The organism is Serratia sp. CY52157, from assembly GCF_052168495.1.
GTDB lineage: Bacteria > Pseudomonadota > Gammaproteobacteria > Enterobacterales > Enterobacteriaceae > Serratia > Serratia ureilytica.
Genome location: NZ_JBJNMO010000001.1, coordinates 1,820,566 through 1,846,144 on the forward strand (window position 1 = coordinate 1,820,566; position 25,579 = coordinate 1,846,144).

22 protein-coding genes are annotated in these 25,579 nt (G+C 58.5%); 4 read left to right on the forward strand and 18 right to left on the reverse strand.

Translation table 11 applies throughout. The features are described 5' to 3' along the window. Nucleotides 1-2: 2 nt before the first annotated feature. The 8 genes from nuoH to lrhA all read right to left on the reverse strand — a co-directional run bounded on the left by nuoH (nt 3) and on the right by lrhA (nt 10,377). Nucleotides 3-980, reverse strand: a complete 978-nt coding sequence (gene nuoH, locus ACJ8IP_RS08630; protein WP_442524369.1) for an NADH-quinone oxidoreductase subunit NuoH — start codon at nt 978-980, stop codon at nt 3-5. Then, complete coding sequence (gene nuoG / locus ACJ8IP_RS08635) at nt 977-3,715, reverse strand: NADH-quinone oxidoreductase subunit NuoG (protein ID WP_084587990.1); 2,739 nt, start codon at nt 3,713-3,715, stop codon at nt 977-979. The genes nuoH and nuoG overlap by 4 nt, the downstream gene beginning before the upstream one ends. Before the next feature lie 76 nt (nt 3,716-3,791). After that, on the reverse strand, nt 3,792-5,138 hold the full coding sequence (gene nuoF / locus ACJ8IP_RS08640; protein ID WP_015378579.1) for an NADH-quinone oxidoreductase subunit NuoF: 1,347 nt from the start codon (nt 5,136-5,138) through the stop codon (nt 3,792-3,794). Continuing rightward, a complete protein-coding gene (gene nuoE / locus ACJ8IP_RS08645) occupies nt 5,135-5,686 on the reverse strand; it encodes an NADH-quinone oxidoreductase subunit NuoE (RefSeq protein ID WP_033651941.1) in 552 nt (183 codons plus the stop codon). Before nuoE ends, nuoF begins: the two co-directional genes overlap by 4 nt. A gap of 2 nt (nt 5,687-5,688) precedes the next feature. Continuing rightward, on the reverse strand, nt 5,689-7,485 hold the full coding sequence (gene nuoC / locus ACJ8IP_RS08650; RefSeq protein WP_033651942.1) for an NADH-quinone oxidoreductase subunit C/D: 1,797 nt from the start codon (nt 7,483-7,485) through the stop codon (nt 5,689-5,691). 96 nt (nt 7,486-7,581) lie between these two features. Next, entirely contained in the window at nt 7,582-8,256 is a 675-nt protein-coding gene (locus ACJ8IP_RS08655; RefSeq protein WP_004936039.1) for a NuoB/complex I 20 kDa subunit family protein, read from the reverse strand. A gap of 15 nt (nt 8,257-8,271) precedes the next feature. Beyond that, on the reverse strand, nt 8,272-8,709 hold the full coding sequence (gene nuoA / locus ACJ8IP_RS08660) for an NADH-quinone oxidoreductase subunit NuoA (protein WP_004936040.1): 438 nt from the start codon (nt 8,707-8,709) through the stop codon (nt 8,272-8,274). Nucleotides 8,710-9,432: 723 nt separating this feature from the next. Further along, a complete protein-coding gene (lrhA, locus tag ACJ8IP_RS08665) occupies nt 9,433-10,377 on the reverse strand; it encodes a transcriptional regulator LrhA (protein ID WP_033643860.1) in 945 nt (314 codons plus the stop codon). Between the two features lie 856 nt (nt 10,378-11,233). On the opposite strand from lrhA, the gene ACJ8IP_RS08670 reads away from it, so the two are divergent. Both ACJ8IP_RS08670 and yfbR read left to right on the forward strand, forming a co-directional pair. Continuing rightward, on the forward strand, nt 11,234-12,448 hold the full coding sequence (locus tag ACJ8IP_RS08670; RefSeq protein ID WP_019453720.1) for a pyridoxal phosphate-dependent aminotransferase: 1,215 nt from the start codon (nt 11,234-11,236) through the stop codon (nt 12,446-12,448). Nucleotides 12,449-12,555: 107 nt separating this feature from the next. Continuing rightward, nucleotides 12,556-13,155 carry a 5'-deoxynucleotidase gene (gene yfbR / locus ACJ8IP_RS08675; protein WP_015378582.1) on the forward strand — a complete coding sequence of 200 codons (600 nt, stop codon included), beginning with the start codon at nt 12,556-12,558 and terminating at the stop codon, nt 13,153-13,155. A gap of 27 nt (nt 13,156-13,182) precedes the next feature. Here the strand turns inward: yfbR and ACJ8IP_RS08680 are convergent, their stop codons facing one another. From ACJ8IP_RS08680 to yfbV, 4 genes are all read right to left on the reverse strand, one after another. Further along, entirely contained in the window at nt 13,183-15,015 is a 1,833-nt protein-coding gene (locus ACJ8IP_RS08680) for an SLC13 family permease (RefSeq protein WP_233092645.1), read from the reverse strand. A 97-nt stretch (nt 15,016-15,112) separates the two neighbouring features. Continuing rightward, nucleotides 15,113-15,769: a sugar phosphatase gene (locus tag ACJ8IP_RS08685; protein WP_033643863.1), complete on the reverse strand. Its 657-nt coding sequence runs from the start codon at nt 15,767-15,769 to the stop codon at nt 15,113-15,115. A 17-nt stretch (nt 15,770-15,786) separates the two neighbouring features. Continuing rightward, a complete protein-coding gene (locus tag ACJ8IP_RS08690; protein WP_033643864.1) occupies nt 15,787-16,281 on the reverse strand; it encodes a YfbU family protein in 495 nt (164 codons plus the stop codon). A 140-nt stretch (nt 16,282-16,421) separates the two neighbouring features. Continuing rightward, nucleotides 16,422-16,877 carry a terminus macrodomain insulation protein YfbV gene (gene yfbV, locus ACJ8IP_RS08695; protein ID WP_004936061.1) on the reverse strand — a complete coding sequence of 152 codons (456 nt, stop codon included), beginning with the start codon at nt 16,875-16,877 and terminating at the stop codon, nt 16,422-16,424. A 358-nt stretch (nt 16,878-17,235) separates the two neighbouring features. Between yfbV and ackA the strand changes: the two genes are divergently transcribed. Both ackA and pta read left to right on the forward strand, forming a co-directional pair. Beyond that, nucleotides 17,236-18,438, forward strand: a complete 1,203-nt coding sequence (gene ackA, locus ACJ8IP_RS08700) for an acetate kinase (RefSeq protein WP_004936063.1) — start codon at nt 17,236-17,238, stop codon at nt 18,436-18,438. 74 nt (nt 18,439-18,512) lie between these two features. After that, entirely contained in the window at nt 18,513-20,672 is a 2,160-nt protein-coding gene (gene pta / locus ACJ8IP_RS08705; RefSeq protein ID WP_004936066.1) for a phosphate acetyltransferase, read from the forward strand. A gap of 111 nt (nt 20,673-20,783) precedes the next feature. Here pta and ACJ8IP_RS08710 read toward each other — a convergent pair whose 3' ends face one another. From ACJ8IP_RS08710 to ACJ8IP_RS08735, 6 genes are all read right to left on the reverse strand, one after another. Further along, nucleotides 20,784-21,230: a hypothetical protein gene (locus ACJ8IP_RS08710; RefSeq protein ID WP_046687549.1), complete on the reverse strand. Its 447-nt coding sequence runs from the start codon at nt 21,228-21,230 to the stop codon at nt 20,784-20,786. 89 nt (nt 21,231-21,319) lie between these two features. Continuing rightward, nucleotides 21,320-21,790 (reverse strand): putative T6SS immunity periplasmic lipoprotein, encoded by a 471-nt coding sequence (locus ACJ8IP_RS08715; protein WP_229597901.1) that lies wholly within the window; start codon nt 21,788-21,790, stop codon nt 21,320-21,322. A gap of 223 nt (nt 21,791-22,013) precedes the next feature. Beyond that, a complete protein-coding gene (locus ACJ8IP_RS08720; RefSeq protein WP_442524370.1) occupies nt 22,014-22,973 on the reverse strand; it encodes a transketolase family protein in 960 nt (319 codons plus the stop codon). Further along, nucleotides 22,966-23,817 carry a transketolase gene (locus ACJ8IP_RS08725; protein WP_122004446.1) on the reverse strand — a complete coding sequence of 284 codons (852 nt, stop codon included), beginning with the start codon at nt 23,815-23,817 and terminating at the stop codon, nt 22,966-22,968. The genes ACJ8IP_RS08720 and ACJ8IP_RS08725 overlap by 8 nt, the downstream gene beginning before the upstream one ends. Nucleotides 23,818-23,830: 13 nt before the next feature. Then, nucleotides 23,831-25,210 carry a PTS ascorbate transporter subunit IIC gene (locus tag ACJ8IP_RS08730; protein WP_004936074.1) on the reverse strand — a complete coding sequence of 460 codons (1,380 nt, stop codon included), beginning with the start codon at nt 25,208-25,210 and terminating at the stop codon, nt 23,831-23,833. 23 nt (nt 25,211-25,233) lie between these two features. Further along, a complete protein-coding gene (locus ACJ8IP_RS08735; RefSeq protein ID WP_025303676.1) occupies nt 25,234-25,515 on the reverse strand; it encodes a PTS sugar transporter subunit IIB in 282 nt (93 codons plus the stop codon). Nucleotides 25,516-25,579 lie beyond the last annotated feature (64 nt).

The following is a 25,579-nucleotide window of genomic DNA, read 5'->3' on the forward strand; positions in this document are numbered from 1 at the left end:
CCTTATTGAGCGTTGTACAAAATGACCGCGGCGGTTGCCAGCAGGTTCAGCAGCGTCAGCGGCAGGCACACTTTCCAGCCGAAAGACATCACCTGGTCATAACGCGGACGCGGCAGCGCGGCGCGGATCAGGATGAACATCATCATGAAGAAGGCCGTTTTCAACGCGAACCAGATGAATGGCGGCAGGAACGGACCCTGCCAGCCGCCGAAGAACAACGTCACAATCAGGGCGGACACGGTGACGATACCGATGTATTCCCCCACGAAGAACAGACCGAACTTCATGCCGGAATATTCGATGTGGTAACCGTCAGCCAGTTCCTGTTCGGCTTCCGGCTGGTCAAACGGGTGACGGTGACACACCGCCACGCCGGCGATCGCGAAGGTCACGAAGCCGAAGAACTGCGGAATGACGTTCCAGACGTGCGCCTGCGATTCAACGATAGCCTGCATGTTGAACGAACCCGCCTGCATCACCACGCCCATCAGCGACAGGCCGATGAACACTTCGTAGCTCAGGGTTTGCGCGGAGGCACGCATCGCGCCCAACAGCGAGTATTTGTTGTTGCTCGACCAGCCGGCGAACAGCACGGCGTACACCGCCAGGCCGGCCATCATCAGGAAGAACAGAATACCGATGTTGAGATCGGACACCGCCCAGGTCGGGCTGACCGGTACGATGGCAAATGCCAGCAACAGGGAAGTAAAGGCGATCATCGGCGCCAGGGTGAAGATCACCCGGTCGGAGAATCTCGGCACCCAGTCTTCCTTGAAGAACATTTTGATCATGTCGGCGACCAGCTGCAGCGAGCCGCCCCAGCCTACGCGGTTCGGTCCGTAACGGTTCTGGAACAGGCCGAGCAGGCGGCGTTCGCCGAAGCTCATGAACGCCCCGCACGCCACGACCACCAACAGGATCACGACCGCTTTAAGAACGGCGATCAGAATGTCGATCACCTCAGGGATAAACCAGCTCATCGTGCCGCCTCCCGCAGATTGTCTACCTTAGCACCCACCAGAATCGGCGGGATCCCTGGCAAGCCGAGCGGCAAACCAACCTGGCCCTGGGTCAGGGTTTCACTCAGACGCACCGGCAGACGCAAGGTCTGGCCCGCACAGCTGAACTCCACCAGGCTGCCCGCGTTGACGCCAAGCGTCGCCGCGTCGGCCGGGTTGACCATCACGTAGGCTTCCGGCATGCGCTGCTGGATCACGTGAGAGCGCTGCGACATTTCATCGCTGCCGAACAGGTGGTAGTAAGGCGCGACACGCCAGCCGTCGTTCGGATTGAAGGCGGCTGGTACGCGGTCGAAGTAACCGAGGCTGCCCTCCCCCGCTTCGATCAGGCGCACGCCCGGATCGCCGTGGCGCAGTTTGCCGCCCACTTCGGCCTGGAACTTGTTCCATGCCTGCGGTGAGTTCCAGCCTGGCGCCCAAGCGAACGGGATCTGCTGACGATCGGCCAGCGGGCTGTTGTTCCCTTCCATCGAGAAGGCGAACATGGTGTCTTTATCCTGCGGCTGACGCGGCTCGTGCACGCTGATGTTGGCGCGCATGGCGGTACGGCCGCTGGAACGGTGCGGCGAACGCGCCAGCTTCTGACCGCGAATGCGGAAAGTCGCGTCCGGCGCGGCATCGACGATGCCCTGCAGCTGCGGCAACGCGGCGACGCAAGCGGCGATCACGTCATCGAGCTGAGTCCAGTCCACATGGCGGCTGGTGTAGGTGGAGTGCAGCGAGTGCATCCAGCGCCAGCTTTCCAGCATCACAGTGAACTGATTCTTCTTGGCGTCGTCGTAGTAAGCCGGATCGTATACCTGGAAGAAGCGCTGCGCGCGGCCTTCCTGGTTGATCAGCGTACCGTCGCTCTCGGCAAAGCTGGCCGAGGAGAGGATCAGGTTGGCTTTGTCCATGATCGCGGTGCGCTGGTGATCGGCGACGATCAGGTTGCTGACCTTAGCCAACGCTGCGTCCACCTGCGCCGCCGGCGCATGGCGATAGAGATCGTTTTCCATCACGATGGCGGTATCGGCTGCGCCGCTCGCCAGCTGTTCCAGCGCCTGATCGAGCGAACCGCCGCCGATCATCGCCAGGCCCATGCTGTTGGCGGCGCCCGCCACGAAGGTGATGCCGACGTCGGAACCGCGGCCCTTCAACGCTTTGGCGATGTTGGCCGCCGCTTCGATGATGGCTTCGCTGCCGGCGTTGCTGCCGGTAATGATCAGCGGTTTGCGTGCGCCGGTCAGCGCCTGCACGATGATGTCGACTTTCTTGTTCAGGCCATCGGCCAGATCGTTCACCGCCGGCGCTGCGCTATCCAGCGCGTGCGCGATGGCGAAGCCGAAGCGCGCCTGCTCGTCTACCGGCGCGCGGTAGTTCCAGGCGGCGATGTCGTCCAGGCGGGTGTTGTCGACGTTGGTGGTGAACAGCGGGTACTTGGCGTGCTGGCCGATGTTCTGCACCGCCGCGATCTGCCAGTCGGCAACGCGCTGCGCCGCCGCCATCGCGCGGGCTTTACCCTTGACGGCCTGACGCACGGACAGCGCGATGCGCGCGCCGGTTTGCGTCAGGTCTTCGCCCAGCACCAGCACCGCGTCGTAATCTTCGATCTCACGCAGCGCCGGCGTATGAACGCCGCCGTTCTTCAGCACGTTCAGCATCAGCGCCAGGCGTGATTGCTCCGCCTGAGCGATACCGGTGTAGTAGTTCTCGGTGCCGACCAGCTCGCGCAGCGCGAAGTTGCTTTCCAGGCTGGCGCGCGGGGAGCCGATGCCGATGGTTTTCTTCGCCTGACGCAGGATGTCCGCCGCGCCCTGCATCGCCTGCTCGGCGTTCAGGGTGATCCAGTCGTCGCCGCGCAGCTGCTGCGGTTGACGCGGACGATCTTTCTGGTTGACGTAGCCGTAACCGAAACGGCCGCGGTCGCACAGGAAGTAGTGGTTCACGCTGCCGTTGTAACGGTTTTCGATACGGCGCAGCTCGCCATAGCGCTCGCCCGGGCTGGTGTTACAGCCGATGCTGCACTGCTGGCAAATGCTCGGCGCGAACTGCATGTCCCATTTACGGTTGTAGCGTTCGGAGTGCGTTTTGTCGGTGAAGACGCCGGTCGGGCACACTTCCACCAGGTTGCCGGAGAACTCGCTTTCCAGCGTGCCGCTTTCCGGGCGACCGAAGTAGACGTTGTCGTGCGCGCCGTACACGCCGAAGTCGGTGCCGTCCGCATAGTCTTTGTAGTAACGCACGCAGCGATAGCAGGCGATGCAGCGGTTCATCTCGTGCGAGATAAACGGCCCCAGCTCCTGGTTGTTGTGGGTGCGCTTGGTGAAGCGGTAGCGACGGAAGCTGTGGCCGGTCATTACCGTCATATCCTGCAGGTGACAGTTACCGCCTTCCTCACAGACCGGGCAATCGTGCGGGTGGTTGGTCATCAACCACTCGACCACGCTTTCACGGAACTGCTTCGCTTCGCCGTCATCGATGGAGATGAAGGTGCCATCGGATGCCGGGGTCATACAGGACATCACCAAACGGCCGCGCGTATCTTCCGCGTTTTGGTATTGCTTTACCGCACATTGGCGGCAAGCGCCGACGCTTCCCAGCGCCGGATGCCAGCAAAAGTAAGGAATATCAAGGCCGAGGGAGAGACAAGCCTGCAGCAGGTTGTCCGCTCCGTCTACCTCATACTCTTTGCCGTCTACATGAATCGTAGCCATAGTCAGCATGCTTCCAAGTGGCCTGCCTTGCGGCAGGCGTTAATCAAAAATTCTGGCCGTGTTCGGGCGAGTCGGCTTACCAGCGTTGCTTCAGCAGATTGTTCGGCTGAATGCCGCCAATCGCATGCGCGTTGCCGAAGTGCTGCACGGCGATACCCGCCTCGAACTCTTCACGGAAATATTTAATCGCGCTTTGCAGTGGCTCTACGGCACCTGGCGCGTGGGCGCAGAAGGTTTTGCCCGGGCCGAGGGAACGGCACAGCTGTTCGAGGGTTTCGATATCCCCCGGCTGCCCTTCGCCGTTTTCCAACGCACGCAGGATCTTCACGCTCCACGGCAGGCCATCGCGGCATGGCGTACACCAGCCGCAGGACTCGCGGGCGAAGAACTCTTCCAGGTTGCGCACCAGCGGCACCATGCCGATCTCGTGGTCTACCGCCATCGCCAACGCGGTGCCGAGACGGCTGCCGGCTTTGCCGATCGCGCCGTATTCCATCGGCAGATCGAGGTGATCGGCGGTCAGGAAGTCGGTGCCCGCGCCGCCCGGCTGCCAGGCTTTGAAACGCAGACCGTCGCGCATGCCGCCGGCGTAATCTTCCAGGATTTCGCGCGCGGTGGTGCCGAACGGCAGCTCCCAGACGCCCGGATTTTTCACCCGGCCGGAGAAGCCCATCAGCTTGGTGCCTTTGTCTTCACTGCCGGAGATGCCGGTGTACCACTCCACGCCGTTCGCCAAAATGGCCGGCACGTTGCACAGCGTTTCGACGTTGTTGACGCAAGTCGGCTTGCCCCAGACGCCGGCGCTGGCCGGGAATGGCGGCTTGGAACGCGGGTTGGCGCGGCGGCCTTCCAGCGAGTTGATCAGCGCGGTTTCTTCGCCGCAGATGTAACGGCCGGCGCCGGTGTGCACGATCAGCTCGAAATCAAACCCGGTGCCGAGAATGTTCTTGCCCAGATAGCCGGCTTCGGTGGCTTCCGCGATGGCGCGACGCAGGTGCGCCGCCGCTTCGATGTACTCGCCGCGCAGGAAGATGTACCCGCGATAGGCTTTCAGCGCGAACGCGGAGATCAGCATGCCTTCCACCAGCAGGTGCGGCAGCTGCTCCATCAGCAGGCGGTCTTTATAGGTGCCCGGCTCCATCTCATCGGCGTTACACAGCAGGTAACGGATGTTCATGGATTCGTCCTTCGGCATCAGGCTCCACTTCAAACCGGTGGAGAAGCCCGCGCCGCCGCGGCCCTTCAGCCCGGAATCTTTCACCAGGCCGACGATCTCGTCCGGGGCCAGGCCTTTGAGGGCCTTCTCTGCGCCGGCATAGCCGTTTTTGCTGCGGTATTCGTCCAGCCACAGCGGCTGCTTGTCATCGCGCAGACGCCAGGTCAGCGGATGCGTTTCGGGAGTGCGTACAATGTGCTTGGTCATTGATACTGCTCCAGTAGCGTCTCGATATCTTCAGGCTTCAGCTGACTGTGCGTGTCGTCATCAATCATCATGGTCGGCCCTTTATCGCAGTTGCCCAGACAGCAGGTCGGCAGCAGCGTGAAGCGGCCATCAAAGGTGGTTTGACCCGGTTTGATGTTCAGCTTCTTCTCGATAGCGGCCTGAATGCCCTGGTAACCGGTGATGTGACAAACAACGCTGTCACAATAACGGATCACGTGACGTCCTACTGGCTGACGGAAAATCTGGCTGTAGAACGTGGCCACGCCTTCTACGTCGCTGGCGGGGATGCCCAGCACTTCCGCGATGGCGTAAATCGCACCGTCCGGAACCCAGCCGCGCTGCTTCTGCACAATTTTCAGTGCTTCGATGGAAGCGGCGCGCGGATCCTCGTAATGGTGCTTTTCGTGCTCGATCGCATCACGTTCTTCCGCGCTCAGTACAAATGCATCAACGCCGCTCTGAGGAGCGGCTGCATTGATGGGCTCGAGCGCATCGTTGACTGCGTGATTGTCTTTTTGAGAGTCCATAGTTAGCGGTCCACATCTGACATTACAAAATCGATACTACCCAGATAGACGATCAGGTCGGAAACCAGGCTGCCTCGGATGACCGATGGGATCTGCTGCAGGTGCGCAAAGCTCGGCGTACGTACCCGGGTGCGGTAGCTCATGGTGCTGCCGTCGCTGGTCAGGTAGTAGCTGTTGATCCCTTTGGTGGCTTCAATCATCTGGAATGATTCGTTGGCTGGCATCACCGGGCCCCAGGAAACCTGCAGGAAGTGGGTGATCAGCGTTTCAATGTGCTGCAGCGTGCGCTCTTTCGGCGGCGGCGTGGTCAGCGGGTGATCGGCCTTGAACGGGCCTTCCGGCATATTGTTCAGGCACTGTTCGAGGATGCGCAGGCTCTGGCGCAGCTCTTCCACCTTCAGCATCACGCGGGTGTAGCAATCGCTGTTGCCGTCGCCGACCGGCACTTCGAAGTCGAAGTTCTCGTAGCCGGAGTACGGGCGCCATTTACGCACGTCGAACTCGACGCCGGTGGCGCGCAGACCGGCACCGGTCACGCCCCATTCCAGCGCTTCTTTGGCGTTGTAAGACGCGACGCCGATGGAACGGCCTTTCAGAATGCTGTTCTTCAGCGCCGCTTTCACGTAGGAATCCAGACGCTTCGGCATCCATTCGAGGAATTCACGCAGCAGGCGATCCCAGCCGCGCGGCAGATCGTGCGCGACGCCGCCGATGCGGAACCAGGCCGGGTGCATACGGAAGCCGGTGATCGCTTCCACCAGATCGTAGATCTTCTGGCGGTCGGTAAAGGCGAAGAACACCGGGGTCATCGCGCCGACGTCCTGAATGAAGGTGGAGATGTACAGCAGGTGGCTGTTGATGCGGAACAGTTCGGACAGCATCACGCGAATGGTGTCAACGCGCTCCGGCACCTTGATGCCGGCCAGCTTTTCAACCGCCAGCACGTAAGGCATTTCGTTCACGCAGCCGCCGAGGTATTCGATGCGGTCGGTGTACGGAATGTAGCTGTGCCAGGATTGACGCTCGCCCATCTTCTCAGCGCCGCGGTGGTGATAGCCGATATCCGGCACGCAGTCGACGATCTCTTCGCCGTCCAGCTGCAGAATGATGCGGAACGCACCGTGCGCAGACGGGTGGTTCGGGCCGAGGTTGAGGAACATGAAGTCTTCGTTCTCGGTGCCGCGCTTCATGCCCCAGTCTTCCGGTTTGAAGGTCAGCGCTTCCATCTCCAGATCTTCTTTCTGCTTGGTCAACACGAAAGGATCGAATTCGGTGGCGCGCGCCGGGTAGTCCTTGCGCAGCGGGTGCCCTTCCCAGGTCTGCGGCATCATGATGCGCGACAGGTGCGGGTGGCCGTCGAAGGTGATGCCGAACATTTCCCAGGTCTCGCGCTCATACCAGTTGGCGTTTGGGAACACCTTGGTGGCCGTCGGCACGTGCAGGTCTTTTTCAGACAGCGCCACCTTCAGCATGATGTCGCGGTTGCGCTCGATGGAAATCAGATGGTAGAAAACGGAGAAATCCGCAGCGGGCAGGCCGTCGCGGTGGGTGCGAAGACGTTCGTCCACGCCATGCAGATCGAACAGCATGACATACGGCTTCGGCTGTTTTCTCAGGAACGTCATTACTTCCAGTAACTGGTCAGGTTTAACCCATACCACGGGCATGCCGGTGCGGGTGGCCTGAACAGTAAAGGCTTCCGGCCCAAAACGGTTGCGCAGTTCGCCGATCACCGGGTCGTCAAGGTGATCTCGGGTCTGCCAGGCAGGCAAGGCGTCGTGCGTCGTCAAATCTGTCATAATTTTTTTTCACCACACTAAAGGGTTATTCGCCGCAAGTTTCACTTTTCGCTGTGTTAACCAATAGCGCACTAAGATGGACGTTAAATGAACGTCTTAAATCTCGTCAGGCGTCCGGAGGTTGGTCACCGCGATGCGCTCGCCGTGTTTACGCTCTCTTTCAGACTGCATATTGGCGCGGTAAACGCCCTGATCGCCGACAACCCACGACAGTGGGCGACGTTCTTTGCCGATGGATTCCTGCAGCAGCATCAGCGCTTGCATGTAGGCTTCCGGACGCGGTGGGCAGCCGGGAATGTACACGTCGACCGGCAGGAACTTGTCCACGCCCTGCACCACGGAATAGATGTCGTACATGCCGCCGGAGTTGGCGCAAGCGCCCATCGAGATCACCCACTTGGGTTCCAGCATCTGCTCGTACAGGCGTTGGATGACCGGGGCCATCTTGGTGAAGCAGGTGCCGGCCACCACCATCAGGTCAGCCTGACGCGGGGAGGCGCGCAACACTTCCGCACCGAAACGCGCCACGTCGTGAACGGCGGTAAACGACGTCACCATCTCCACGTAACAGCACGAAAGGCCGAAGTTATACGGCCAAATAGAGTTTTTACGCCCCCAGTTCACCATGTCATGCAGCGCATGCTCGAGTTTACCCATGTAAACCGTGCGGTGGACCTGTTGTTCCAGGGGATCGGCGACGATCTCCTGTTTTTGCAGGGGATAACGGTCATTCTCACCGTTCGGGTCTATGCGGGTGAGCGTATAGTCCATCTTAATGCCTCGCTGTTACTGCGGATGACTGTTGGTGTTAGTGATCGTGCTCGGTTTGCTGCGGCGTTGGGAACGCGCCGGAGTCCAATCCAACGCGCCGATGCGCACCAGATAAACCAGACCGGCCAATAGCACCAAAATGAAAATGGCGGCTTCGATAAAGCCTACCCAGCCGCTCTCGCGAATCGAGACCGACCAGGCATACAGGTATAAGGCTTCAACGTCGAAAATAACGAAGAACATGGCCACCAGGTAGAACTTGGCGGACAAACGCATGCGCGCCGTGCCGACCGAGTCGATGCCTGATTCAAACGGGGTGTGTTTGGCGCGCGCCCGGGCTCTCCCGCCCAAGAAGAACGCGCCCAGCAGCATTAAGCCGCAGAGCCCGATAGCCACAACGAGAAATACGGCGAGCGCCCAGTGATGAGCGATAACTTCAGTGGTTGTTGACATACTCTATGCTTACTCATCAAAAGTGGCGTCGATCGCACTGCTCTTGTCACCGGCAGTTAGTGCGCCACATCGATTTAAGGGAAGGATAAATAACCACACAAACAAACTGCTTTTACAGCGAGTTAGGCAGCGTTTTTCTGTGGGCTTTTTACTCCTTTCTATAACCTTTTGTCAACTTTGACAAAAGTATCTACACACTAGTTTACATACGTATCATTTGATTAACATTTGATGCGCCAGGGACAGGCTAAATCGTGTCAGTTAATTTTTGTGTAGAAACAGATAGATATAAACCAACATGCACATTTCAGTTTTACTATACCATTGTCTCAGGAATTCCCTGTTCTTCCACTCACTACCTAGGGGTATTTTTTTGATCCAGGACACGTTTTCAGCATAAATCCTCAAAAAAAGTGTGGCCCTTTAACAATTTTCCTCAAATTGAGCCGCAAAAACGGCCGCTATAAGCTAACAAAATAACCCTGCTATTACCATGCCTTTAACCCATTCAATCTTATTGCTCAAAAAACGAACTTAGCGTATTAAACCCGGCCAAACTCTCTTTTCAGTAACGCTTAAAAGTTAACAAAACAGCCAACTCAATTTAAAAAACAAACCAAATACATATAAATACAATTTTAGGTAAAAAAAGGAAAAAAAAACCTCCGCCGAAGCAGAGGTTTTCATCAGATATCGCGCCGCAGCAGATATCGCGCCGCAGCGTTATTCTTCTTCGTCCACCAGGCTGGCGTCATCCTGATCGCTCTGGAGACCGCCTTCCGCGCCGTTGAAGCCATAGCCGTCATTGCCGCCCTGCATCGCGCTGAAGATGGCCATCGCCAGCTCGTTGCTGCACTGCGCGTTTTTGCACAGCGCATACTGGGTATCCGGCAACGGCGGCAAACCTTCCGCCGCGCCCAGCACCCGCAGGTCAGGGCTCATCATCTCGATCGGCCGCGCGGTCACGCCCAGGCCGGCCTTGCAAGCCGCCCGCACCGCGGACAGCGTGGAAGCGACGTAGGCGATGCGCCACGGGATGCCTGCTTCGTCCAACTGCTTGATCGCCAGCGAACGGAACGGGCTTGGCTCGTCCATCACCACCAGCGGGATCGGCTCGCCGGCCTGGTAATGGTAATCGGCGGCGCAGTACCACAACGTCGGCGACGTGCGCAGCACGATGTGCGGATGCCCTTCGGGATCGGCCGTGGTCACCGCCAGATCGATCTCGCCCTCTTCCAGCAGATCGACCATCGTCGTGCTGCGCTTCACGCGCACGTCAATAGCCAGCTTCGGATAGATGGCGGTTACGCGGTTCAGCAGGAAAGGCAGAATGGTATCGGCGGTGTCGTCGGAAGCGCCGATGGTCAGAACACCTTTAATATTGTTGTACATCAGAGAGGTACAGGCTTCATCGTTAAAGCGCAGGATTTTTCTGGCATAACCGAGAAGCTGAATACCATGCTCAGTCAGAAGTTTGTTGCGCCCATGGCGGGCAAACAGTTCTTTGCCGACCAGTTGCTCTAATCGCTGCATTTGTTGGCTGACGGCTGATTGAGTACGGCAAACGGCGACAGCCGCCGCTGCGAAAGTATTCAAATCAGCAACCGCAACAAAGGTTCTTAGCAGATCGAGGTCGAGATTAAGTATCGGACGATTTGCAGTTGTCATAGTGTATTCTTCACTTTTTTAAATTCTAATTTACGAACTACTACCCTGGTGTGTTTCTCAGACGCCGTTGAAAAAGGACGGAGCCTGTTATGACAGTACCCCACTCATAAGTGGAGGGCAAAAAAATTACTTATGATTCGTTACCTCTATCGCTTTTTGAAATGCGATCTATCGATGCTGCTTATAGAACGCGGGGGACTAAATGCCGGCATACGGGGAAAACCCCCACCGGGCCTGAGATTTTACTCATTCATACTGCCTAATTTCCACTCCATTCGTGCTACTGATAACCCTTATCAACTGGCGTTCAGACTGCATTTACGAGCAAGAAATATAAATAATTAACGGCACCGACTTCGTGTCACCACGCAATGAATTTAATAAATTCAATCAGTAAGATTTTTACTTTAAATAATATTCTCATAACCACATAAACAATGCTTAAGATAAAATATAAAGTAAAGCTTATGTAAATATGCCATTTTTCTTAGTGTGGTGTGTCATCTGACAACCCGCTATCAGACAACTCCGGTATTATCGTTCCTTTACAGTTACTGAAAACCATTCTCCCTTATGGCTTATCAGTTCTCCACACCCAAGCGCTGACGCCAGCGCGTCGCGTTGAACGACGCTCGATTTCACAGAACAAAACCCTAGTAAAATTATAGTTCATGAAATTATGAACCACAAAATAACTTTACCTTTGCTTATCATAACTAAAACCCCCCGTTACGACATGCATTTGCACCAAAGGCGTGCAAAACCCTTCAAAAGCAACTACGCCAGGAGTACATTGGGCGGGTTGCGGCGTCCCACGGTAGGAGCGCCCCTATCCCAGCAAAAGGCTCAACTTTTTATGTCCCCCATTGAGAAATCCAGCAAACTGGACAACGTCTGCTATGACATTCGCGGCCCGGTGCTTAAAGAAGCTAAACGTCTTGAAGAAGAAGGCAATAAAGTCCTGAAACTGAACATCGGCAACCCTGCCCCGTTCGGCTTCGACGCCCCGGACGAAATCCTGGTCGACGTGATCCGCAATCTGCCCACGGCGCAAGGCTACTCCGATTCCAAAGGCCTCTTCTCGGCGCGTAAAGCGATCATGCAGCACTATCAGGCGCGCAACATGCGTGACGTGACCGTTGAGGATATCTACATTGGCAACGGCGTCTCCGAGCTGATCGTTCAGTCCATGCAGGCGCTGCTCAACAGCGGCGACGAAATGCTGGTGCCGGCGCCGGACTATCCGCTGTGGACCGCCGCAGTGTCGCTGTCCGGCGGCAAGGCCGTACATTACCTGTGCGATGAGCAGGCCGGCTGGTTCCCGGATCTGGACGACATCATCAGCAAGATCACCCCGCGCACCCGCGGCATCGTGATCATCAACCCGAACAACCCGACCGGTGCGGTCTACAGCAAAGCGCTGCTTGAGCAGATCGTCGAGATCGCCCGTCAACACAACCTGATCATCTTCGCCGACGAGATCTACGACAAGATCCTGTACGACGAAGCAGAGCACCACTCTATCGCCGCGCTGGCGCCGGATCTGCTGACCGTGACCTTCAACGGCCTGTCGAAGACCTACCGCGTGGCGGGCTTCCGCCAGGGCTGGATGGTACTGAACGGGCCGAAAAAGCACGCCAAAGGTTATATCGAAGGGCTGGAGATGCTGGCTTCGATGCGCCTGTGCGCCAACGTGCCGATGCAGCACGCGATTCAGACCGCGCTGGGCGGTTATCAGAGCATCAGCGAATTCATTCAGCCCGGCGGCCGCCTGTACGAACAGCGCAACCGCACCTGGGAATTGCTCAACGACATCCCGGGCGTCTCTTGCGTGAAGCCGCAGGGCGCGTTGTACATGTTCCCGCGCATCGATGCCAAACGCTTCAACATCCATGACGACCAGAAGCTGGTGCTGGATCTGTTGCTGCAGGAAAAAGTGCTGCTGGTGCAGGGCTCCGCGTTCAACTGGCCTTACCCCGATCACGTGCGCATCGTCACCCTGCCGCGCGTAGACGAACTGGAAATGGCGGTCGGCAAGCTGGGCCGCTTCCTGGAAGGCTATCACCAATAATCATCAGGGGCGCAGCGCCTCGCTGCGCCCTTTCCTCACAGCCCGGTTGCAAAATTCGCCGACACTGCTTCACAATGGGGCCCTCACTTGCCGTTAAAGAGAGCACCATGAGTCAGAGCCATTTCTTCGCCCATCTGTCCCGCCTGAAACTGATCAACCGCTGGCCGCTGATGCGCAACGTGCGCACCGAGAACGTCTCCGAACACAGTCTGCAGGTGGCCTTTGTCGCCCACGCGTTGGCGGTGATCAAGAACCGCAAATTCAACGGCAACCTCAACGCCGACCGCGTTGCGCTGTTGGCGATGTACCATGACGCCAGCGAAGTGATCACCGGCGACATGCCGACGCCGATCAAATACTACAATCCGCAGATCGCCCATGAGTACAAGAAGATCGAAAAGATCGCCCAGCAAAAGCTGCTGGACATGATCCCGGCGGAGCTGCGCAACGATTTTCGCACCATTCTCGATGAGCATTATTACAGCGAAGATGAAAAGCAGGTGGTGAAGCAGGCTGACGCGCTGTGCGCCTACCTGAAATGCCTGGAAGAGCTGTCTGCCGGCAACAACGAATTCACCCTGGCCAAGGCGAGGCTGGATAAAACCCTGGAACAGCGCCGCAGCCCGGAGATGGACTACTTCATGGAAGTGTTCATTCCCAGCTTCAGCCTGTCGCTGGACGAAATCAGCCTCGACAGTTCGCTGTAACCCCGCCGGCGCAGCCTCGCTGCGCCGTTAAAAACCATAGAGCCACGGCACCACAATCACGCTGACCGCCATCACCAGCAGGGTGAACGGCACGCCGAGACGCACGAAATCGCCGAACTTGTAATTGCCCGGCCCCAGCACCAGCGTGTTGACCGGTGAAGAGACCGGCGTCATAAAGGCGGCGGACGCGGCGATGGCGATAATCATCGCGAACGGGTATGGCGAGACGCCCATTTCGCGCGCGGCGGCGATGGCGATCGGCGCCATCAGCACCGCCGTCGCGGTGTTGGAAATAAACAGCCCGATAGTCGCGCACAAGACGAACAGGCACAGCAGCATCACGCGCGGCCCCGCGCCGCCGGCGACATCCATCAGCCCGCTGACGATCAGACTAACCCCGCCGGTCTTTTGCAGCGCCTGCGCGAACGGCATCATGCCGACTATCAAAATGATGCTCGGCCAATGGATCGATTTATAAGCGCTCTCCATGTCGATACAGCGGAATTTGCCCATCAGCAAACAGGCGATCAGCGCCGCAATCGGGTTGGGGATTTCGTCGGTCAGCATCATCGCCACCATCAACGCCAGGCAAAACAGCGCGTGCGGCGCCTGCGTGATGGCCGGCGCCACTTCGTCCACTTCGGCCGGCAAGTTGAGCACGATAAAGTCATGGGTTTTGGCCTGCAGTTGACGGATCGCCTTCCAGTCGCCGATCACCAGCAAAATGTCGCCCAGCTCCAGCGGCTCGTTCACCAGTTTGCCGCCGAGCGTCTCGCCGTGGCGGCGGATGCCCACCACGTTCAGATCGTAGCAGCTGCGGAACGCCGCTTCGCGCAGGCTTTTGCCCAGCAGCGCCGAGTCAGGGATCAGCGAGACCTCCGCCATGCCGACGTTGCGCGACTGTTCCGAGAAGTAATCGCCGCGCAGCACCATCGGCTCCAGCCGCTGTTCGCCGCAGAATTCGCGCAGATCGATCTGGCTGTCCGACATGTCGATCAAGAGAACGTCACCCTCGCGCAGCTCGGTGCTGCCGGAGGCGCTGACCATCACCCGCCGAAAGCGTTTCCAGCGTTCGATGCCCACCACGTTGGCGCCGTAGCGCGCACGCAGGTGCAGTTCATCCAGCGAACGCCCAATCAGCGGCGAAGCGCTGCGGACAGCCAGCCGCCGCGCGCGGCCGGTCAGTCTGTAATCGCGGATCAGATCGCGGAAGGTGCGGCGCTGCCAGCCGTCGCCGGCTTTGCCCGTGTCACCGCTGCCCAGCCAACGCCGGGCGATCAGCATGTAGCCGACGCCCAGCGCCAGCACCACCAGGCCGATCGGCGTCACGCTGAAGAAACCGAAACCATGGATGCCTTCGCGCACCAGCTCGCTGTTGACCACCATATTGGGTGGCGTGGCCACCAACGTCATCATGCCGCTGATAAGCCCGGCAAAGCTGAGCGGCATCATCAGCCGCCCCGGCGCGATCTTCATTCTGGCCGTCACGCTGAGCACCACCGGGATAAAGATCGCCACCACGCCGGTCGAGCTCATAAATGCCCCCAGCCCGGCGACCGTCACCATCAGCAGCATCAACATTTTGGTTTCGCTGCTGCCGGCCACTTTGACCAGCCAGTCGCCCACCTGATAGGCCACCCCGGTGCGCACCAACCCTTCGCCGATCACGAACAGCGCGGCAATCAGAATCACGTTGGGATCGCTGAACCCGACCGTCGCCTCCTGCAGGCTGAGCGTGCCGCTCAGCACGAAGGCGATGATCACCAACAGCGCCACCACGTCCATGCGCAGCTTGTTGGTGGTAAACAGCACGATGGCAATCAGCAGTAAACTCAGCACCCACAGTAATTCGCTGTTCAAAACGGCCTCATCCGGCAAATGTCCAAGGGCTTAAAAAATAGCATAAAAAAACCCCGCAAAGGCGGGGTCTAATCAATTAGGGTGAAGATAATGCCACTCAGGCCAGTAGGCGAACGATCGCGCCCTGCGCCGTTTTATCAACGGCGATCTGCGCCAGCGAATCCAGCCGCAGGTCAACCTGCTCCAGCTTCGGCGCGTCGGCCGGGGCGTTGACCGCAATCACCTGGCAGCCCGCCGCCAGCCCCGAAAGAATGCCGGCCGGCGCGTCTTCAACCACCACGCACTCGTGCGGTGCCAGCCCCAGACGTTCGGCGCCCAGCAGGTAGGCATCGGGCTGAGGCTTGCCGTGTTTAACCTGCTCGGCGGTGATGAACACCGCCGGCTGCGGCAAACCGCCGGCCTGGCGGCGAGCGCCGGCCACCGGCACCGAACCGGAGGTGACGATCGCCCAAGGAATGCCGAGCGCGTTCAGGCGCTCCAACAACGCGATGGCGCCCGGCAGCGCGCGAACGCCTTCGGTATCCTGCGCTTCCACCTGCTCCAGCAGTTGGAACTCGCGCTGAATTTCCGCTTCGCTTTCACCCGGCATAAAGTGGCGCAGAGAAGTAATGGCCTGTTTACCGTGAATGAAGTCCAGCACCGCTTGCGGATCGACGCCGCGGCGCTCGGCCCAGTGCGTCCAGGCGCGCTCTACCGCCGGCAGCGAATCCACCAGGGTGCCATCAAGATCGAACAGAAAACCCTTACACTCCACAGAAAACCTCTTTTTAATCAAGCATTGATGATTTGCGCTATCTCAACGGCGCTCAAGTGATACTGGCGCGGGCAGGCCAGCCAGATCGCCAGCATACGCTGGTATTTTTCCCACATTTTGGTCTGGGCGTTGAAACCGTGGCTGCCGGAATCGAAGTGAGTATAGCGCCCCTCGGTGTTGACCAGGAAACGCACATAGCTCAGGTAGCGCGCCTCGGTGGCGGCGTCGAAGCCGAGAAACGCCAGGCGGCGCTCGTCCAGCCCCTGTTTCTCTTTCAGATTGCCCCAGGAAACCTGCAGCGCATGGTGCATCTCCATCACGTTGATGATGGTGCGGCACACCTCTTCGCTCAGTTCGCCAAAGTCACGATCCAGCTCGCGCATTTGCAAGCCGAAGCCGCGTTCGACGATGGTTTGCAACCGGCGATAACGATCGCTGTTGTCCGGATCGAGTAGCGTCATCATCTTGTACTGATTCGACAGGATCAGGCGCTGGGCATGGGTCATTTCCATCAGGATTTCCTCATTTCTGTATGATGGCGGGAGCATCGCACAGCGCAAGAACGCAGGAAATCACAACTCGACCGTTCTTTGATTTAAACCGGGGTTATTGGCGCTTTCACGAGAAAGGCCGCATCAGCGCGGCCTTTTCATTACAGATCGTCGAGGAAGGTTTTATCCAACTGCTTGAAGGCGCGCTTAAGCAGATCGGCCAACGTCTGATAGGTGGGCGTGCCCTCGAGCGGCGCCACCGCCTGCCCGGCTTCCGTCAGCTTGTTGCGCACCTCATGGAACCATTGCAGCAGCGTCGGCGGCAGCGGCGTAACAGAACGGCGCCCCAGCCACCACAAGCCCTGCATCGGCAGGCTGCAGGCAAACAGCGCGGTGGCGATCGCCGGGCCGAGCTGGCCGCCCAGCGCGATCTGCCAGGTCAGCGTGAAAATCGCCAACGGCGGCATGAAACGGATAGCGAAACGGGTGGCACGCGCAACGCGGTTCTCCGGAAAGACCGGTGCCAGACGTTTGTCTGACGGCCAGGTTTTCATATAATGCTGCCCGCGCTGGAAGACCTGAAACCAGCTTACGGAACCGGACGGTTTGCTCGTCATTGCGTACCTCAACGTCACGTAAAGAAACTAAAAGCGTGCTGCCAGAGCCCATACTAAAAAATTTGAAGCTTTAAATTTATTTTGTGTTTGCACCGGGCTATCGGTATCCTAAGCCGGCCTTGTGGCCGGTAGAAGATGACGTAAATTTTGTCAACTTTTAGCCCTATAAAAATCAAGATTATTTAAACCGCAGAGAAATCATCGGTTTTTCCATCATCCTGTGATTTGTGCACTTCACATGATGTTAATCATAAATGTCATCGGCACTATGCGCTACGCTTGTTGTCTGATTGACGATTAATTCACCACGTGTGTTCGATTTTCTTTTAACAACACGACTATTTAAGTAGGTACTTCCATGTCGAGTAAGCTAGTACTGGTTCTTAACTGCGGCAGTTCTTCTCTGAAATTCGCCATCATCGATGCCGTTAACGGCGACGAATTCCTCTCCGGTTTGGCCGAGTGTTTCCACCTGCCTGAAGCTCGCATCAAGTGGAAAATGGACGGCGCCAAACACGAAGCTGCCCTGGGGGCCGGCGCTGCACACAGCGAAGCGCTGAACTTCATTGTTAATACTATTCTGGCACAAAAACCAGAGCTTTCTGCGCAGCTGACCGCTATCGGCCACCGCATCGTGCACGGCGGCGAGAAGTTCACCGCTTCCGCCGTGATCAACGACGAAGTTCTGCAGGGTATCAAAGATTCCGTGCCGTTTGCACCACTGCACAACCCAGCTCACCTGATCGGCATCGCGGAAGCGCTGAAATCCTTCCCTCACCTGGCTGACAAGAACGTTGCCGTGTTCGACACCGCGTTCCACCAGACCATGCCGGAAGAATCTTACCTGTACGCCCTGCCGTACAGCCTGTACCGCGACCACGGCGTTCGCCGCTACGGCGCACACGGCACCAGCCACTTCTACGTGACTCAAGAAGCCGCGAAGATGCTGAACAAGCCGGTAGAAGAAGTGAACGTGATCACTTGCCACCTGGGCAACGGCGGCTCCGTCACCGCAGTGCGCAACGGCCAGTGCGTTGACACCTCCATGGGTCTGACCCCGCTGGAAGGCCTGGTGATGGGCACCCGCAGCGGTGACATCGATCCGGCTATCATCTTCCACCTGCACGATTCTCTGGGCATGAGCGTTGACCAGATCAACAAGATGCTGACCAAAGAATCCGGCCTGCTGGGCCTGACCGAAGTCACCAGCGACTGCCGTTACGTTGAAGACAACTACGACAGCAAAGCCGACGCCAAACGCGCCATGGACGTGTTCTGCCACCGTCTGGCCAAATACGTCGGCGCCTACAGCGCGCTGATGGAAGGCCGTCTGGACGCGGTGATCTTCACCGGCGGCATCGGCGAGAACGCCGGCATGGTGCGTGAGCTGACCCTGAACAAACTGGGCCTGCTGGGCTTCGAAATCGACCACGATCGCAACATGGCCGCTCGCTTCGGCAAATCCGGCGCCATCACCAAAGACGGCAGCCGCCTGGCGCTGGTGATCCCGACCAACGAAGAGTTGGTCATCGCGCAGGACGCATCCCGCCTGACCGCGTAATGCTCTCAAAACACCGTCAGCCCAGGCTGACGGTGTTGTTTTAGCCTCATGTTAATCGTGAAGAGGACTATTCTGTGTCACGTACTATTATGTTGATCCCCACCGGCACCAGCGTCGGCCTGACCAGCGTCAGCCTGGGTGTCATCCGCTCCATGGAGCAAAAAGGCGTTCGTCTGAGCGTGTTCAAACCTATCGCTCAACCGCGCACCGGCGACAACGCACTCGACCAGACCACCACCATCATCCGCAGCAACTCCACCATTCCGGCGGCCGAACCGCTGCGCATGGACTACGTTGAGGGCCTGCTGAGCTCCAACCAGCAAGACGTGCTGATGGAAGAGATCGTGGCGCGTTACCACGAGAACACCAAAGACGCGGAAGTGGTGCTGATCGAAGGCCTGGTGCCGACCCGCAAACATCAGTTCGCCAACGCGCTGAACTACGAGATCGCCAAAACCCTGAACGCCGAGATCGTCTTCGTGCTGGCGCTGGGCAACGACTCCCCGGCGCAGCTGAAAGAGCGCATCGAACTGGCGCGCACCAGCTTCGGCGGCAGCAAGAACAAAAACATCACCGGCGTTATCATCAACAAGCTGAACGCGCCGGTCGACGATCAGGGCCGCACCCGTCCTGACCTGTCCGAAATCTTCGACGACTCCACCAAGGCCAGCATCGCCCACGTCGATCCTGCACAGCTGTTCGCCAACAGCCCACTGCCGGTTCTGGGCTGCGTGCCGTGGAGTTTCGATCTGATCGCCACCCGCGCCATCGACATGGCTCGCCACCTGAAGGCCCGCGTGGTCAACGAAGGCGACATCATGACCCGCCGCGTGAAGTCCGTGACTTTCTGTGCGCGCAGCATCCCGCACATGCTGGAACACTTCCGCCCAGGCTCCCTGCTGGTGACCTCCGCAGACCGCCCTGACGTGCTGGTCTCCGCCTGCCTGGCGGCGATGAACGGCGTGGAAATCGGTGCCATCCTGCTGACCGGCGGCTACGCCATCGACGAGCCGATCAAGAAGCTGTGCGAACGCGCCTTCCAGACCGGCCTGCCGGTGTTCATGGTTGACACCAACACCTGGCAAACCTCGCTGAGCCTGCAGAGCTTCAACCTCGAAGTGCCGGCGGACGACCACCAGCGCATCGAGAAAGTGCAGAACTACGTGGCCAGCCACATCAGCACCGAGTGGATCGACTCGCTGACCGCCACCTCTGAGCGTTCACGCCGCCTGTCTCCACCGGCGTTCCGTTACGAGCTGACCGAGCTGGCGCGTAAAGCCGGCAAGCGCATCGTGCTGCCGGAAGGCGACGAGCCGCGCACCGTGAAAGCGGCGGCCATCTGCGCCGAACGCGGCATCGCGGAATGCGTGCTGCTCGGCAACCCGGACGAGATCCAGCGCGTCGCGGCAGCGCAAGGCGTTGAGCTGGGCAAAGGCATCGAAATCGTCGATCCGGTCGCCGTGCGTGAAAACTACGTGCCACGTCTGGTTGAGCTGCGCAAGAGCAAGGGCATGACCGAAGTGGTCGCGCGCGAGCAGCTGGAAGACAACGTGGTGCTCGGCACCCTGATGCTGGAACAAGGCGAAGTCGACGGCCTGGTCTCCGGTGCGGTTCACACCACCGCCAACACCATCCGTCCGCCGTTGCAGCTGATCAAAACCGCACCGGGCAGCTCGCTGGTCTCCTCCGTGTTCTTCATGCTGCTGCCTGACCAGGTACTGGTCTACGGCGACTGCGCGATCAACCCGGATCCGACCGCCGAGCAGCTGTCTGAAATCGCCATCCAGTCTGCGGATTCCGCCGCGGCCTTCGGCATCGAGCCGCGCGTGGCGATGATCTCCTACTCCACCGGCAACTCCGGTGCGGGCAGCGACGTAGAGAAAGTGCGCGAAGCGACCCGTCTGGCGCAGGAAAAACGCCCGGATCTGATCATCGACGGCCCGCTGCAGTACGACGCCGCCATCATGGCCGACGTTGCCAAGTCCAAGGCGCCGAACTCACCGGTGGCCGGCCAGGCGACCGTGTTCATCTTCCCGGATTTGAACACCGGCAACACCACCTACAAAGCGGTACAGCGCTCCGCTGACCTGGTTTCCATCGGCCCGATGCTGCAAGGCATGCGCAAGCCGGTGAACGACCTGTCGCGCGGCGCACTGGTTGACGATATCGTCTACACCGTCGCGCTGACGGCGATCCAGTCTTCCCAGGCTGACGCTGCCGCCGCCAAGGCGTAATAAACCGTTAAAAAAAGCCAGTCAGGTAATCCTGACTGGCTTTTTTATGCCTGATATTCTTGGTGATGATGCTGTTTTAGACAATACCCGCCAAATCCGCAGCACCCACCATCATCGCCAAGCGCTGACGCCCCGTGCAGAAAAATCAATGGTAGGCATGATGGGGATTTGGCTGTTCGTGGCATAGAAAAATGCCGAATTCGTAAAGGAATACACCTTCCCGGAAAAATTGATGGTGACGCGGTTGCCCTCGCCGCGGATAGTTGCATCAGCCCGATCCGCCGTCAAAATTGGCGCGCTTTGACTCAGCACGTTGATAGGGTCGCCATCCAGGCTTCCGTTCAAATAGTAACGATACACATCCGTGTCGGTGGCCCCCGCATTCTGGTACTCGGTGACATAGAGCCAAATCTCGTCGGTCAACTGCTTTTTGCTGTAGAGCTTATCGTCATAAGTATCGCGGGTGGCATACCAATACCCCGCAAAGCCAACGACAATAACCAACAAAACCGTCGTCAATAGCCGATGAGCCCATTTAGTAACCATGCCGAGTTGCATAATCAATTCCTTCTCAAGCGTTATACCAATCACCCCGCTTCACACACATTGCTGCCCCAGTCATCTCATTCATCCCTTCTCTGGCTTTATTACTTCGCGCTGGCAATAACCTGCGAAATCTGGCCGTCACTGATTTTCAGCGAGAAACTGCGCTGCCAGAAACGTTTGGAATCTGCATCCTGAGGATCTACGGTACTGATTGCCACGGTGTAGGGCACATTGCTCTCAAATGCCTTGAACGAGTATGGGATACATTGGCCGGGCGTAATCGTCTCAACGGGCTTCGGCGGTAGAATGGTCCTACGCCAGAGTTCATGCGTTTGGCTACCCAACCGGTGTTCAATAGCGATACTGACCAGACTGACCCTGCCACTCTGTGTTGGGTCGGTTTGCGGTAAAGAGAAACAGAGATCATTTCCCCTCAGCGTAATATCCGCAGTGTAAAAACGTTGCTTTTCAAGCATACAGCCACTGAGCAACATCATCATGATGAGCGTAGAACGGGATAGCGTGATCTCGCCTAGCGTCAGCCTTCTGAACGAGCCTCTTGCTGTTATCATTATTCACTCCATGAATATAACTAATTGTATTTATTATACTATTTTTATTATCTCTTTTTACCTAAGCATTGGCCATCTATTATCCATTAAAAACAAAAAGCCCCCTAAGGGGCTTCTCAGTTGATAACGCGTGAGTCATGACTCAGATACTGGGCAGGAAGCTATGTGCTTTGTCCAGAGCACCAGACCTCATTCGTTACAGCAGTTGTTATTGACTCGAGAACTATTTTTGCAGCAGCTGCCCAGCAGCCTCCAGAATATGCTCGGCGGTCAGGCCGTACTCCTGCTGTAAAAACGCCTGGGTGCCCACCTGGCCGTAACGCTCCTTCACCCCCACGCGCCGCATCGGCGTCGGGCATTCCTCCGCCAATACCTCCGCCACCGCCGACCCCAGCCCGTTATGAATGCTGTGGTTTTCACAGGTGACGATGCGTCCGGTCTTGGCCGCGTAGGTTTTGATCAGTTCACGGTCAATAGGCTTGAGGGTGAACATATCGATCACCGCCGCGCTGACGCCCTGCCGCGCCAGCATCTCCGCCGCCTTCAGCGCCTCCGCCACCATGATGCCGTTGGCGATCAGCGTGACGTCGTCGCCATCGCGCAGCAGGTTGCCCTTGCCGATGGTAAAGCGCGAGCCTTCCTGGTAGATGCGCGTCGCCTGCTTGCGAATGGTGCGCACCCAGTAGAAGCCGCGCAGATCCATCAGTTGGCGCAGAACGTCGGCGAACACGGTGGCGTCGGTCACTTCCAGCACCACCGAATGCGCCAGCCCGCGCACAATGCCCATGTCCTCGAACGACATGTGGGTGCCGCCGTTGTGGCAGGCGCTTACCCCGGCGTCGGAAGCGATCACTTTGACGTTGTTGCGCTGGTAATCCAGCGACATGAACAGCTGATCGAAACAGCGGCGGCTGGCGAAGGCGGTGAAGGTATGCACGAACGGCACCCGGCCGGTAAGCGACAGCCCGGCGGCGACGCCGATCACGTTGGCCTCCATGATGCCGCAGTTGATCACGTGCTGCGGGTGATCCTTGTGCACGCCGTCCATCGCCATCGAGCTCATCAAATCCGCCTCCAGCGCGATGATCGGCGCGCCCGCTTCAATCTGCCGCCGGACCGCGCCGGCATAGACTTTGCGCATTTCGACGGCGTCGTTCTCCAACTGCGTCACTACGTTAAACATGGGCGGCCTCCAGTTCGGCGATGGCTTTTTCGATTTCCAGCTGCACGTCCGGCGTCAGGCGCAGGTGGTGTGAGTTCGACAGGTTTTCCAGATAGGTCACGCCCTGCCCTTTGATACTATCGAGCACGATCGCCAGCGGCCGCTGTTCTCCGCCGCGCACCGGCGCTACCGCCGCCAGCAGCGCCGTGATGTCGTCTCCCTTGATGGTTTGTACTTCAAAGCCGAAGGCGCGGAACTTGGCGGCCAGATCGAACGGTTGGATCACCTCGTCCAGCGCGCCGTCCAGCTGCTGTTTGTTGTAATCGATAAACAGCGTCAGGTTGTTCAGATTGTGGTGGGCGATAAACTGGAACGCCTCCCAGCACTGCCCTTCGTTCAGCTCACCGTCGCCGAGGATGCTGAACACCCGGTTACGACGCCCCGCCAGCCGATGGGATAACGCCATGCCGGCGGCGATCGACACGCCCTGCCCCAGCGAGCCGGTAGTGGCATCCACGCCGCGCGTGCGCAATCGGTCCGGGTGGCTAGGCAGACGCGTGCCGTTCTGGTTGAGGGTTTTCAGCTCCGCCAGCGGGAAGTAGCCCTTGATCGCCAGCGTGCTGTACAGCGCCGGGCCGGCGTGCCCTTTCGACAGCACGAAGTCATCGCGCTCCGGCCAATCCGGATCCGCCGGATCGATACGCATCACGCTGCCGTACAGTACCGCCAGCGTCTCCACCACCGACATGCAGCCGCCGTAGTGACCGAAGCCCAGCCCGGTCAGCGCTTTCAGCGTTTCCAGGCGGATCGCCCGCGCCAGGGCGTGCAGCTCTTCAATTTCCGTTTCGTTCGTTGTGTCGTTCATCAGTCTGCCCTCGTTATTTCTCGACGCGGTCAGCGGCCGGTGCGCCTTTGCGTTTTCCCAGGAAGTTATGCGCCACCAGCAGCGCAAACACGGCGACAATCGCCAGCATGATCATCTCTTTCGACATAAAGCGCGCCATGTTGCCCAGCAGGATGCCGATCGCGCCGAAGTCGGCGTCGGAGAAGGTGGTGTTGGCAAAGCCCAGCGCCCCCAGCACCGGCAGCAGCAGCACCGGCAGGAAGGTGATCAGCAGACCGTTGGCGAAAGCGCCCAGCATCGCGCCGCGCCGCCCGCCGGTGGCGTTGCCGAACACCCCGGCGGTAGCGCCGGTGAAGAAATGCGGCACTACGCCGGGCAGGATCAGCACCATCTTCAGTTGCCCCAGCAGGAACAGCCCGGCCAACCCGCCGAGGAAGCTGAACAGGAAGCCGATCAGCACCGCGTTGGGGGCATAGGGGTAAACCACCGGGCAATCCAGCGCCGGCCGCGCGTTAGGCACCAGTTTTTCCGAGAAGCCGGTGAACGCCGGCACGATCTCCGCCAGAATCAAGCGCACGCCCTGCAGGATAATGAATACCCCGGCGGCGAAGGTGATGGCCTGGATAATCGAATACACCAGGTAGTTCTGGCCGCCGCTGAGCTCGCTTTCCACATAGGCCCGCCCGGCGCAGATCGCCAGGATCAGGTAGATGACGATCATGGTCATCGAGATCGAAATGGAGCTGTCGCGCAGGAAACTGAGGTTTTTCGGCAGGTTCATCTCTTCGGTCGAGCGCGAGTTTTTCCCCACTTTCGAGCCGATCCAACCGGACAGCACATAGCCCAGGGTGCCGAAGTGGCCGAAGGCGATATCGTCGTTGCCGGTGATGCGGCGCATATAGCGTTGGGCGATCGCCGGGAAGAACGCCATCACCAGCCCCAGGGTCAGCGCGCCGGTGAACACCAGCTGTACGCCCTCGAAGCCCGCCACCGTCAGGATGATGCCGATCATGCAGGCCATGTAGAAGGTGTGGTGGCCGGTGAGGAAGATGTATTTCAATCGGGTAAAGCGCGCCACCACGATATTCGCCACCATGCCGAACGCCATGATCAGCGCGGTGGAAGCACCGTATTTCTCCAACGCGATGGAGACGATGGCTTCGTTATTCGGAATGATGCCCTGAATATTAAACGCGTGTTCGAACATGCCGCCCAGCGGATTGAGCGATCCGACCAATACCGTGGCGCCGCCGCCCAAAACGATAAAGCCGAGAATGGTTTTTACCGTGCCTTTCACCACGTCGGAAAACGATTTCTTTTGCGCCAGCAAACCGATCAGCGCAATAAGCCCGACCAGTACCGAAGGCACCTTTAATATATCCACCACAAACTTAAGCGTTTCCTGGATAAACATATCCACCTCGCCAATCGTTTTATTCAGATGATTGAGTGGGCTTCGAAGTAAGCGCGCAGCTTGGCTTCCAGCTCATTAATGTCGATGATGTTGCTGATCACCACCAGCTGCTCGGCCGGTACGCTGGCGCTGTCGGCGATGTCTTTCGCCATCACGAACACGTCGGCGGCGCCGGGAGTGGCGGACGACAGATCGGAGTGTTCGACCTCGGCCTCCACCCCCATCTTTTTCAGCACCTTTTTAATGTTCATTTCCACCATAAAGCTGCTGCCGAGGCCTGAACCGCAAATCGCCATGATTTTCATGATATCCACCTGTTGAATTTAGCGTGTAGGGTAGCGCCGCCGGGAATATTCCCGGCGTTATGGG